The organism is Thioalkalivibrio sp. ARh3 (genome assembly GCF_000377265.1).
GTDB lineage: Bacteria > Pseudomonadota > Gammaproteobacteria > Ectothiorhodospirales > Ectothiorhodospiraceae > Thioalkalivibrio > Thioalkalivibrio thiocyanoxidans.
The window spans coordinates 743567-756567 of the sequence record NZ_KB897947.1 but is presented as its reverse complement, the minus strand read 5'-3'; the positions used below and the strand labels follow the sequence as shown (position 1 = coordinate 756567).

7 protein-coding genes and 1 riboswitch are annotated in these 13001 nt (G+C 66.1%); of the genes, 4 read left to right on the top strand and 3 right to left on the bottom strand.

The window, feature by feature from the left end; genetic code table 11:
* Positions 1–6 precede the first annotated feature (6 nt).
* Positions 7–2007 (bottom strand): transketolase, encoded by a 2001-nt coding sequence (gene tkt, locus C995_RS0103575; protein WP_018863632.1) that lies wholly within the window; start codon positions 2005–2007, stop codon positions 7–9.
* Positions 2008–2363: 356 nt separating this feature from the next.
* Between tkt and metK the strand changes: the two genes are divergently transcribed.
* From metK to C995_RS0103555, 4 genes are all read left to right on the top strand, one after another.
* Positions 2364–3536, top strand: a complete 1173-nt coding sequence (metK, locus tag C995_RS0103570; protein ID WP_018863631.1) for a methionine adenosyltransferase — start codon at positions 2364–2366, stop codon at positions 3534–3536.
* A 33-nt stretch (positions 3537–3569) separates the two neighbouring features.
* Positions 3570–3651, top strand: a riboswitch (S-adenosyl-L-homocysteine riboswitch).
* A 19-nt stretch (positions 3652–3670) separates the two neighbouring features.
* A complete protein-coding gene (gene ahcY, locus C995_RS0103565) occupies positions 3671–5083 on the top strand; it encodes an adenosylhomocysteinase (RefSeq protein ID WP_018863630.1) in 1413 nt (470 codons plus the stop codon).
* Between the two features lie 95 nt (positions 5084–5178).
* Positions 5179–6033, top strand: a complete 855-nt coding sequence (metF, locus tag C995_RS0103560; protein ID WP_018863629.1) for a methylenetetrahydrofolate reductase [NAD(P)H] — start codon at positions 5179–5181, stop codon at positions 6031–6033.
* Positions 6034–6039: 6 nt separating this feature from the next.
* Positions 6040–6807, top strand: coding sequence for a 16S rRNA (uracil(1498)-N(3))-methyltransferase (locus C995_RS0103555; protein ID WP_018863628.1), 768 nt, complete (start codon positions 6040–6042; stop codon positions 6805–6807).
* Between the two features lie 46 nt (positions 6808–6853).
* On the opposite strand, the gene C995_RS0103550 is transcribed toward C995_RS0103555, so the two are convergent.
* Together C995_RS0103550 and C995_RS0103545 are read right to left on the bottom strand one after the other, a co-directional pair.
* Positions 6854–7345: a hypothetical protein gene (locus C995_RS0103550; RefSeq protein ID WP_018863627.1), complete on the bottom strand. Its 492-nt coding sequence runs from the start codon at positions 7343–7345 to the stop codon at positions 6854–6856.
* Entirely contained in the window at positions 7342–12996 is a 5655-nt protein-coding gene (locus tag C995_RS0103545) for an Hpt domain-containing protein (RefSeq protein ID WP_018863626.1), read from the bottom strand. The genes C995_RS0103550 and C995_RS0103545 overlap by 4 nt, the downstream gene beginning before the upstream one ends.
* Positions 12997–13001 lie beyond the last annotated feature (5 nt).

Sequence of the window (13001 nt, the reverse complement as noted above, 5' to 3'; positions counted from 1 at the left end):
GTAAGCTTAGCCGTTCAGCACGTCACGGGCGATCTGGGCGACGTTCTCCGGCTTGAAGCCGAAGTAGTCGAACAAGGCGCCACCCGGGGCCGACTCGCCGAAGCGATCCATGCCGAACACGGCGCCGTCCAGACCGGTGAACTTGTACCAGGTGGCGGTGGCGCCGGCCTCGACGGCCACGCGCTTGCGCACGGCGGCCGGCAGTACGGCCTCCCGGTAGGCGGGATCCTGCTGTTCGAACAGCTCGACGCAGGGCATGGAGACGACGCGCGCCTTCTTGCCCTCGCCGGCGAGCTCCTCGGCCGCCTTCACCGCCAGCTCGACCTCGGAGCCGGTCGCGATGAAGATCAGGTCCGGGGTGCCGTCGCAGTCCTTCAGGATGTAACCACCGCGGGCGATGTTGGCGAGCTGCTCGCCATCACGCTCCATGTGCGGCAGACCCTGACGCGACAGGATGAACGCCGACGGGCCGTCGGTACGCTCGATGCCGGCCTTCCAGGCCACCGCGGTCTCCACTGCGTCGCAGGGGCGCCAGACGTTCAGGTTGGGGATCAGGCGCAGGCTCGGGGTCTGCTCGATCGGCTGGTGGGTCGGGCCATCTTCGCCCAGACCGATGGAGTCATGGGTCAGCACGTACATCACCCGCTGCTTCATCAGCGCGGACATGCGGATGCCGTTACGGGCGTAGTCGGAGAAGATCAGGAAGGTGCCGCCATACGGGATGAAGCCGCCGTGCAGGGCGATGCCGTTCATGATCGCGGCCATGCCGAACTCGCGCACGCCGTAGTAGACGTAGTTGCCGGCGGCGTCATCCTTGCTGACGCCCTTGGAGCCGCTGTACATGGTCAGGTTGGAGCCGGCCAGGTCGGCGGAGCCGCCCAGCAGTTCCGGGACGGCCGGGGCCATGCCGGCGATCGCGTTCTGCGAGGCCTTGCGCGAGGCGACCTTCTCGGCCTTCTCGACGGTCTCCTTGATATGGGCGTTGGCCTTTTCGCTCCAGTCGGACGGCAGGTCGCCGGCCATGCGGCGCTCGAACTCGGCGGCCAGCTCCGGATGCGCCTGCTTGTAGGCGGCAAAGCGCTCCTTCCATTCGGCCTCGGCTTGCGCGCCCTTGTCCTTCGCGCTCCAGCCGGCGTAGATGTCGTCCGGGATCTCGAACGGGGCGTGGTTCCAACCCAGCTCCTTGCGGGTCAGCGCGACTTCGTCCTCGCCGAGGGCGGCGCCGTGGCACTCTTCCTTGCCACACTTGTTCGGCGAACCGAAGCCGATCACGGTGCGACAGCAGATCAGGCTCGGCTTGCCGGTTTCCTTGCGTGCCTCTTCGATCGCGGCCTTGACCGCATCGGCGTCATGGCCATCCACGCCGCGCACGACGTGCCAGCCGTAGGCCTCGAAGCGGCTCGGGGTGTCGTCGGTGAACCAGCCCTCGACCTCGCCGTCGATGGAGATGCCGTTGTCATCCCAGAAGGCGACCAGCTTGCCCAGGCCCAGGGTGCCGGCCAGCGCGCAGGTCTCGTGGGAGATCCCTTCCATCATGCAGCCGTCGCCGAGGAAGGCGTAGGTGTGGTGATCGACGATGTCGTGGCCCGGCTGGTTGAAGTGCGCAGCCATCATCTTTTCGGCCAGCGCCATGCCCACCGCGTTGGAAATCCCCTGACCCAGCGGACCGGTGGTGGTCTCCACACCCGCGGTGTAGCCGTACTCCGGGTGGCCCGGGGTCTGGGAGTGCAGCTGACGGAACTGCTTGAGTTCGTCCATCGGCAGATCGTAGCCGGTCAGGTGCAGCAGGGAGTAGATCAGCATCGAACCGTGGCCGTTGGACATCACGAAGCGGTCGCGATCGGGCCAGTGCGGGTTGGCCGGGTTGTGCTGCATGTAGTCGTTCCACAGCACTTCGGCGATGTCCGCCATCCCCATCGGCGCGCCCGGATGGCCGGAATTGGCCTTCTGGACGGCATCCATCGACAGGGCGCGAATGGCATTGGCAAGCTCTCTACGGGTCGGCATGCTGAACTCCTGCTCTTTCGAAATAGTGTTGGGTCGGCTGGCGGCGATCAGCGGCGCGGGGCGCCAGCGGCGGCCGGACCCGGACAGGTCGACCGATCGAGGGCACTCAGATCCTGCCGGCGCTCAAAGACACGGAACGGCCCGAGCAGCCCCAGCAAAGGCGATGCATTTTGGCCACTTTCCGCGATCGGGGCAAGTCGACGCCAGGGCGCACCAGAACGCGGTCTCGAAGTCATTCGCGCTGCCCGGGGCTGCAGAAACACCGGGAGGGGGGCTTAGAAAATCTCGTCGAGTTGCGTTACAGTACTGGTCGTTTTGCGCAAAACTAAATCGAAACGACCCACAAAGGAACGCTAATGTCCAACGATTACATCTTCACCTCGGAATCGGTTTCCGCGGGCCATCCCGACAAGATGGCCGACCTGGTTTCCGACACCATCGTCGACGCCATCATCGAGCAGGATCCGCACGCTCGCATCGCCTGCGAGACCGCCACCAAGACCGGCATGGTCATGCTGCTGGGCGAGATCACCACCGGCGCGCAGATCGACTACGAGAAGCTGGTGCGCGAGACGGTGGTCGAGATCGGCTACAACGATTCCGACGTCGGCTTCGACGGCAAGACCTGCGCCGTGCTGAACGTGCTGGGTGAACAGTCCCAGGACATCGCCATGGGCGTGGACCGCGACGTCTCCGACCGTGCCACCCAGGGTGCCGGTGACCAGGGCCTGATGTTCGGCTACGCCGCGCGCGAAACCGATACCCTGATGCCCGCCCCGATCTTCTACGCCCACAAGATGGTGCGCATCCAGTCCGAACTGATGAAGAGCGGCAAGCTGCCGTGGCTGCGCCCGGACGCCAAGTCCCAGGTCTCGCTGCGCTACGAAGACGGCAAGCCGGCCGGCCTGGACGCGGTGGTCCTGTCCACCCAGCACAGCCCGGAAATCTCGCAGAAGGACCTGCAGGAAGCGATCTACGAAGAGATCTTCAAGAAGGTGCTGCCGAACGAATGGCTGAGCCAGGTCTCCGACGACAAGATCCACATCAACCCGACCGGCAAGTTCGAGATCGGCGGCCCCGTGGGCGACGCCGGCCTGACCGGCCGCAAGATCATCGTCGACACCTACGGCGGCATGGCCCGTCACGGTGGTGGCGCGTTCTCCGGCAAGGACCCGTCCAAGGTGGACCGTTCCGCTGCCTACGCCGGCCGCTACGTGGCCAAGAACGTCGTGGCCGCCGGCCTGGCCGACAAGTGCGAGATCCAGGTCTCCTACGCCATCGGCGTGGCCGAGCCGACCTCGATCACCATCGACACCTTCGGCACCGGCAAGGTCGACGACCGCAAGATCGAAGGCTTCGTGCGCGAAGTGTTTGATCTGCGTCCGTGGGGCCTGATCCAGATGATGGATCTGCTGCGCCCGATCTACAAGGCGACTGCCGCCTACGGTCACTTCGGCCGCGAAGACGTCGACCTCCCCTGGGAGCGCACCGACAAGGCCGAGGAACTTAAGAAGATGGCGGGCCTCTAAGAGCACCCGACATTTTGTAAGCGAAATACCCATCCGGCTGAGGAGCGCTGCAGCGGTTTAACCGTCAGGCTCAGCCGGATGTTCCCCTGAAACGTGAACACGGCGCTCATCCAGATAGACGGAGAAGTTGATCCATGAATGCTGTGATGAACGACAAGAAAACGACCGATTACGTCGTCAAGGACATTAACCTTGCCGAGTTCGGCCGCAAGGAAATTGCGATCGCCGAGACCGAAATGCCCGGTCTGATCCAGACGCGCGAAGAGTTCGCGGCCTCCAAACCGCTGAAGGGCGCGAAGATCGCCGGTTCCCTGCACATGACCATCCAGACCGCGGTCCTGATCCAGACCCTGGAAGCCCTGGGTGCCGACGTGCGCTGGGCCTCCTGCAACATCTACTCCACCCAGGACCATGCCGCGGCCGCGATCGCCGACAACGGCACCCCCGTGTTCGCCGTGAAGGGCGAGACCCTGGAAGAGTACTGGGACTACTGCCACCGCATCTTTGAATTCGACGGCGGCGCCAACATGATCCTGGACGACGGTGGTGACGCCACGCTGCTCCTGCACATCGGCGCCAAGGCCGAGAAGGACCAGTCCGTCATCTCCAACCCGGAGAACGAAGAAGAGATCGCCCTGTTTGCCTCGATCAAGGATCGTCTCGCCAAGCAGCCGAACTGGTACTCCGAGCAACTCGCCAAGATCCAGGGCGTGACCGAAGAGACCACCACCGGTGTCCATCGCCTGTACCAGATGGCGAAGGATGGCGAGCTGGCCTTCCCGGCGATCAACGTCAACGACTCGGTCACCAAGTCCAAGTTCGACAACCTGTACGGCTGCCGCGAGTCCACCGTGGACTCCATCAAGCGCGCCACCGACGTGATGATCGCGGGCAAGATCGCCGTGGTCGCCGGTTATGGTGACGTCGGCAAGGGTGCCGCCCAGTCGCTGGCCGGCCTGGGTGCCACCGTGTGGATCACCGAGATCGACCCGATCTGCGCCCTGCAGGCCTCGATGGAAGGCTTCCGCGTGGTCACGATGGACGAGGCCGCCGACAAGGCCGAGATCTTCGTTACCGCCACCGGTAACAAGGACGTGATCACCGAAGATCACATGACCCGCATGAAGGACCAGGCCATCGTCTGCAACATCGGTCACTTCGACTCCGAGATCGCCGTGGCCGCGATGCGCAAGTACGAGTGGGAAAACATCAAGCCGCAGGTTGACCACATCATCCTGCCGAACGGCAACCGGATCATCATGCTGGCCGAAGGCCGCCTGGTGAACCTGGGCTGCGGCACCGGTCATCCGAGCTTCGTGATGTCCAACTCCTTCACCAACCAGACCCTGGCTCAGATCGAGCTGTGGACTAAGGGTGACCAGTACGACAAGAACGTCTACGTGCTGCCGAAGCACCTGGACGAGAAGGTCGCGCAGCTGCACCTGAAGAAGCTGGGTGCCAACCTGACCCGTCTGACCGACGATCAGGCCAAGTACCTGGGTCTGCCGGTGGATGGTCCGTTCAAGCCGGAACACTACCGCTACTGATCGGCCAGCCTCACATTTCAATTCGTTGTTAATGTGAACGCCGGGGCGGGCCGCATGTTCGTGCGGTCCGCCTTCTTTTTGTCTGGAGGACAAACATGTCTGACCAAAAACGCGTCTTCAGCGTTGAATTCTTCCCGCCCAAGGACGAGGCCGGGGCCGAGCGTCTGGCGAAGGCCCGCAAGCGTCTGGGCACCCTGAAACCCGAGTTCTACTCCGTGACCTTTGGTGCCGGCGGCTCCACCCGCGACCGCACCCTGGAAACGGTCAGGGACATCATCGACAAGGACGGCATCCCGGCCGCCCCGCATGTGTCCTGCATCTCCTCTACCCGAGGCGAGCTGTATGACCTGCTGGCGACCTACCGTGACATCGGGGTTAACCGCATTGTCGCGCTGCGCGGCGATCTGCCATCCGGCACCAAGAACTCCGGCGGTGATTTCCGTTACGCCTCCGAGCTCGTGGAGTTCGTGCGCGCCGAGTTCGGCGACCAGTTCAAGATCGAGGTCGCGGCCTATCCGGAATTCCATCCGCAGGCCCCGAATGCCGAGAAGGATCTGGAGAACTTCAAGACCAAGGTGGATGCCGGCGCCGACGCCGCGATCACCCAGTATTTTTACAACGTGGACGCCTACGAGGCCTTCATGGAACGGGTGCAGGCGATGGGCATCACCATCCCGATCATTGTCGGGATCATGCCGATCACCAACTACACCCAGATCGTGCGCTTCTCCGAGATGTGCGGCGCCGAGATCCCGCGCTACATCCGCAAGCGGATGGAGGCCTACGGCGACGACAAGGAGTCGATCCGCAAATTCGGGATCGAGATCGCCACGCGCCTGACCGACGACGTGCTCGAAAAAGGTGCCCCGGGCATCCACTTCTACTCGATGAACCAGGCCGGTCCGACCGAGACCATCTGGAAGAATCTGGACCTGGACAACCGTCGGTAACGCCCGATGCGCTGCCCCCGGCTGCTGATCACCGACACGGATCTGGCCGCGGGGCAGTCCATTTCCGCCCCGCAGGACCGGCTGCACTACGCCACCAACGTCCTGCGCCTGAAAAACGATGCCGCCTGCCGGGTATTCGACGGCCAGGGCAACGAATTCCACGCCCGTCTGGAGATCACCGGACGCCGCAGCGGCACTTTTCACCTGGGCGAACACGCCGCCGCTCCCACCACGCCCGCACGCCCCATTGAACTGCTCCAGGGCATCGCCCGCGGAGATCATATGGACCTGGCCGTGCAGAAGGCGGTGGAACTGGGTGCCAGCGTGATTCGGCCGGTGCTCTGCGCACGGAGCCGCTCGGCCGCCGCGCACCGCGGGCTGGACAAGCGCCACGCCCACTGGACCGGGATCATCCAGGCCGCGGCCGAACAATGCGGCCGTAACGAACTCCCGCTCCTTGCCCAGCCGGTTGAGCTGGCTGATGCCCTGAACGCCGCGGAACCCGCGCTCGACCTGATGGCCGACGAGGACGGGCCACCATTGTCCGTGGTTCTCGGACCGTCCGGAAAGACCGGGTCGCCCCAGCGTGTGCGAATACTGATCGGGCCGGAGGGCGGGCTCACCGCCGAGGAACGCGACCAAGCGCGCGAGGGCGGATTTCGCCCTGTGTCCATCGGCCCGCGCACCCTGCGCACCGAGACGGCGGCGATCAGCCTGCTGACCCTGGTGCAGTGGCAGCTGGGCGATCTCGACGGCGGCGCGGGCCCAAGTTAGGCGAACGCCGGACGTCCCCCGCTTCCCGTGATCGGCCGGGAACGACTTACGCCGTCTCTGGCCGCGAAAGTTCCAGCAAGCGGCCTTCGATCGCATCGAGCCGCAGCAGGTGGCTGGTCACACCCGACGCCTTTACGCGCCATGCCCAGGGCGAGGCATCCGCGTCATCGACCGCATAGATGTTTTGCGGCGTGATCCGTACCGGATGCGGGGTGCCACGCACCTCCAGCGCATAGAACGGCAACCGCTCGGGCTGCGTAATGGCCTGCATGACCAGCAGACGGGTAAACCGGCGCTGGGCATCCTCGGCAGGCTCTTCGGGATACAACAAGCGGTGGACATTGATCACCGGCACCTGGACGTCCTGCCAGATCAGCGTGGGCTCCAGCCAGGGGATATCCGTATGTTCGTGATCGGTCTGCAGGGCCCCCGCCCGCGTCGTGACCTCGAGAAAGCAACTACGCGGCAGCACGATGGACCCGGTGTCCAGCTGCACGATCACGGATTCGACGGACGGGTCCCGGATCTCCTCGCTCATACGGCGACCTCCTCGAGATGGCGCCGGATCTCTTCCAGCAAGTCATTCTCCAGGTACGGCTTGCCCAGATAGCCGTTGACGCCCAGGCGCGAGGCGCGCTCGCGATGCTTGGTGCCGCTGCGCGACGTAATCATGATGATCGGCACCTGGCTCAGCTCCGGGTGATCACGGACATGGGCGGCGAACTCGAAGCCGTCCATGCGGGGCATCTCCACATCCAGCAGGATCAGCTGCGGTCGCCGCTCTTCCAGCATCGCCACCGCGTCCAGCCCGTCCCGGGCGGTCACCACGTCATAGCCGTGACGGGCGAGCAGGCGCGCGGTGACCTTGCGGATCGTGATCGAGTCGTCGACGACCATGATGCGCGGCGCGCTGGCGGCATCCGCCACTGGGCCGGCCTCGCCGATCGCCGCCGTGGCGGCCGCAAAACGCACCAGCATGCTCAGATCCAGGATCAGCATGACCGAACCATCCCCTTGCAGGGTAGCGCCGGCAACTCCCGGGATGCGGCTGAGCACCGGGCCCACCGACTTCACCACCACCTCCTGGCTCCCCAGCAAACCGTCGATCCGGAGCGCCACACGCTGATCGTCGGCCCGTACCAGCAACAACGGGAACGCATGGTCGGGCAGATGGCTCGCACTGGCCTGCGTCTCGACGCCCATCAGATCGCCAAGGGCCCGCACGGCGTAGTCCTGGCCAGCGTACGGATAGGTCACGCGCCCATCGTCGCGGGTGACAACCTCCTCGGCATGTGCGCGCACCACGCCTTCCACGGAGGCCATCGGCACGGCGAAGGTCTCCTCGCCCACCTGCACCAGCAGCGCCTGCGAAATGGCCAGCGTAAACGGCAGGCGCATGGTAAAGCGCGAGCCTTGCCCCGGAGTCGAGTCGATGTCCAGCGTACCGCCCAACTGTTTGACGTCGCTGTTGACCACATCCAGGCCCACACCGCGCCCGGCCACCTGAGAGACCTTCGAGGCGGTGGAAAACCCGGACTGCAGGATCAACTGCAACGCCTGCGGATCGGTGATCTGCGCGTCGGCGGACAGCAGGCCGCGCTCCACGGCCCGGGCGCGGATGGCATTGGCATCGATCCCGGCACCGTCGTCGGTCACCTGCAGGCGGATTTCGCTTCCCGACTGTTCCAGCGACACCGCAATATGCCCCGTTTCCGACTTGCCGGCCGCGCGACGTGATTCCGGGTCCTCGATCCCGTGGGCAATCGCGTTACGCAGCAGATGCTCCAGCGGGGCGACCAGGCGCTCCAGCAGAGCCCGATCCAGCTCGGCGCCCTGACCGGAAAACTCCACCCGCACCGGCTTGCCCAGGTCATCGCTCGCCTGGCGGACCACCCGTCGCAGGCGGGGAGCCATGCGCGCAAACCGCACCATGCGCTGACGCATGAGCTGGTCCTGCAAGTCCGTACCCACCCGGCGCTGTTGCAGCAGGATGCCGCTCGCATTCTGCAGTTCGTCGGCGACGTCCTGCTTCAATGCCTCAAGGTCACTGACACTCTCGGCCAGGGCGCGAGAGAGCTGCTGGATGCCCGAATATCGGTCCATTTCCAGCGGGTCGAAATCCACCGCTTCGTCGCCGCTCTCCTTCTCCACCCGGAACAGGATCTGTGCCTCGGTCTCGATCTCGAGCTTGCGCAGCTGTTCGCGCAGACGGGCAATGGTGCGCTCGAGTTCATCGACCTCGCCCTCGACCCGGCCCACAGTCTGTTCGAAACGGCGATGGAAGGTGGCGAGTTCGCCGGCATGGTTGACCAGCGCGTCCAGCACTTCGGCGTCCATGCGCACCTGATCCTGGATGCGGCGCGCCTCCTCCATCGGAACAGCTGGCGAGGCCGCCGCCGACGTGTCCTCTTCCGGACGGGCCCCGCCCGCAGCAGCCTCGTCGTCGCTGGATGCGGGCGACGGGCTCTCGAACTCGTCGCCGCCACCGGAGGCCCAGTCGCGCAGGGCCGGAAGGGTCTCGCTGGCATCCTCGTCCGTCTGCCAGCCGCCCACCCCGCGTTCCACAAGGCGCTGAACATCACTCAGTGCGCGTTCGACCAGCCGGAAAAAACCCTCGCGAGGCTCCAGCCCCGTCTCGGTCTCCACGCCCAGCGCACTCTCGAGGGCATGGGCGATGGCCCCGACCACCTCGAAGCCGGCCATGCGCGCACTGCCCTTGAGCGTGTGCACTTCGCGCTGGAACGCATTCTGATCCGGGCCCGGGCGGCCGCCGGCCTGGCGCCACGCCGCGAGGGCCGCAAATGCCGCATCGAGGATATCGCGGGCCTCCTCGATGAAGACCTCGGCAAACTCCGGATCGATCTCCTCTTCCGGCTCGGGCTCGGGCTCGGGCTCGGGCTCCAGACCCGTGTCCTGTGGTTCCGCCGGGCCCAAGTCGCTGGGTTCGCCGGCAACCGGCTCGGGCATCGCCGGCGCGGAATCCAGCGGCTGTGTCTCCTCGGCGTCCAGAGGCGGCAGGTCGAGATCCGGCGCGTCTTCATCCGGTCGTGGCGGCGCGGGCATCTGTTCGGCGGCGTCATCGTCCGCGGCGCGCAGCAGCTGCTCGGCGGTCGCGTGATCGAGGAGGTCATAGACCTCGGATGACCAGGCGGGGGGAGCTTCAGTCTTGACCGGATCGGGCTGCTCGTCGGCCACCGCATCCGCCACGTAGCCCTCGAGCTCGGCGAGCAAGGTCTGGGCGCGCGCGGACAGCGGCCACCCCATCTCCTTATGGATGCGCACGATGCGCTCGAAGGGCCCGCAGACAGCATAGATACCGCGGATGTCAGCCGTTCGGGCGCTGCCGTTCAGGGTGTGCAGCGCGCGCTCGAGCTCGTGGTTCGGCACCCGGTCGGGCCGATTCCCGGACTCGTCGATCCATGCGCGCAGCGTTGCGAGATGGGTGCGGGCCTCGGCTGCGAACACCTGCCAGAGTTGCGGATCGGTGCTCGTATCCGCGGGCACATCGAGCATTTCGTCGCTCGTTTCCAGCACGGGTTCCAGCGGGGCATCCGGCTCGTCCTCAGTCTCGGACTCGGACTCGGACTCGGACTCGGACTCGGACTCGGACTCGGACTCGGACTCGGACTCGGACTCGGACTCGGGCTCAGAGTCAGACTCGGGCCCGGGTGCTTCCAGGGGCTCCTCCAGCTCCTGCGCACCCGCGGACAGCGGCTGCGCCGCCTCCAGTTCGCCCTCCGGGGCCTCGGGGATGGGGACTGTCGGCCATTCGGATTCGCCCTCGTCCTCGCCGGCAGGCTCGAGCGCATCCATACTGCGCGCCAGCTCGGCAAAGTCATCCTCCACACCGGCCGGCACCTCACCGGGTTCCTCCGAAGGCTCCATCGCGCCGGACAGTAACGCCTGCAGGCGCAGGGCGATGTCCAGCACGGGGGTGTCCGGACCGGTATCGTCGCGGACCTCGGCCACAAGGCCCGGCAGCACCCCGATCGCATCCTCGAGTGCCTGGATGGTCGCGAAATCGGCCTCGTCGCCGCCTTCCAGCAGACGGTTGAGGAACGACTCCACGACCCAGGCAAATTCCCCCAGACGCAGGGCCCCGGCCAGGCGCCCGGAGCCCTTGAGCGTATGAAAGGAGCGGCGGATCACCGTCAGGGCATCCCTGTCGGAGGGTGCAGCCTGCCAGCGCGGGAACTGCTCGCCGAGGCTCGCGATTTCCTCGTCGGCCTCCTCCAGGAAGATGTCGAGGATCTCGGGGTCGATATCCGGCCCCCGGACCTGCGAGGACAGCACGGACTCGTCGTAGTGCAGGCGGGTCGCGCCCTGGACCGGCGCCACTGACGATGGTGACGAAGGGGTTTCGGTTGCAGCCTCCGGTTCCGGGGGCGCCTCGGCCTCCTCGGCTCCCGCGGCCTCGCCGAACGTGGCGGCCAGCGGCTCTTCCTGCACGGCCTCCTCGACCTGGCGGGCCGGGCTGTCCTCCCCCTCGCTTGCGGGCGCCGGCACGTCGGTCAGCGCAACGGGGCGTTCGATCGCATCGCCACCGGAGATTGCACCCAGGCGCTGCAGCGCGGCCACGCCCCGCTCATGGACACTGTCCAGCTCGCGCCAGGGCTGCCCGGACGACTCGAGCGCCAGCTCGATCGAACTCAGCACCTCGGCCAGGGCCTCGACCTCGTCCTCGCCCAACTCCTGCGCTGTGACCCCGGTGTCGACACGGGCATCCAGATAGCGGATCAATGGCTGCAGCAGGGCCTGCAGCGTCTCGAACCCCCCGATCGACATCGCACCGTCGACCCGTTCCAGTGCACTGCGAGCCTCGCGCAACCCGTGGTCCGCGCCTTCCCCCGACAGGTATCCGAGCAGGGTATCGCGCACGCGCCGAACATCCACCAGGGCCTCCTGGTAGATGGCGGCCGCCAGATGGCGATCGAAGTCGGCGCGCGGGCCGCTGGCCGCCCGCCGGCGCAGACCGGATTCGAGCAGCGACTCCAGTGCCAGCAGGTGCTCGGCCAGTTCCATGTCGACCTGTTCGTCAGACTGCCCGGCCCGTTCCGGGTTCAGGGCCTCGATCAGGGCCTCGGTATGGCGCTGGCCGGCCTCGAGTCCCAACAGGCTCAGGGTCGAGCCGATTCGCTCGACCTGTTCGCTCAGGCTGGCCAGTTCCTCGTGGCTGCGCTGCGGCGAGCGCATCAGGACATCCAGACGCTCGCGGACCTCGGCCAGATCATCTTCAAGGGCGGCACGCAGATTCTGGTAGACCGCATGGCCAACACCCCCGTCCTGGTCACTGTTCAGGGTCTGCAGGCCGAACACCTCGCGCACGGCGCGCGTCTGCTCGCCGTCGGAGCTCGCTCCCGCAATATGGAACAGCAGGGTCTTGATCAGGTCATCGGGGATGGCGTATTCGGGCTCCGAACCATCATCGCTGGATTCGCAATGCTCGGCGAGGATGCCGAGATAACGCCCGAGCTCCCGGTCCACGCGCCCAATCAGGCGGCGAATGTCGGTACTCGCCTCCAGTCCCTGATCGGCGAGTGACTCCAGGATGCCGCCGGCAATCCAGAACAGGCGCCGGAGATCGCCGGGCGGGACCAGCTCCTCGATCTGGTGAGCGATGGGCTGCAGACGGGCTGCGGCCGCCATTACATCACCACGTACCAGCTCCAGGAGCTCGCGCTGGAAGCCCCGGCGGGCCTCCTGCAGGCGCCGCGCCCGCTCCTTCGGCTGCGGCGCATCGCCACCCGACCCGACCCGGTCGTCGTCCACGGCCTGAAGATCCGGCATCAAGGCCGCAACGTCCATCAGGAGGGTCGCGCCCCGCGCCGCCCGCAGCTCGTTGAGCAGCGGCACCAGGATCATCGGCGATGGCCGCTCCGTATCACCCTCCTGCTCGAGGTAGTCGGGCAGCTGCAAAGCGGCACGCAATAATGCCTCGGTCGCCTCAGGTCCAAGGGATTCCGCGCCCTGCTGCAGATCCATCACCTGCAGCATCTCGTCGCAGATCAGGACGACACTCTCGACCTGCACCATGGTCAGGGTGCCGCGAATCTGATCCAGAATCGCACGGGCCTCATCCAGACACTCGCCACAGGCGGGGTCCTCGGCATAACGACGCAGGGCGTCCTGGAGCTCGACAAAGAGCTTGTCGAGCTCGTCGCGGACCCAATTCAGTGCGCTGGGTGCCATATCCG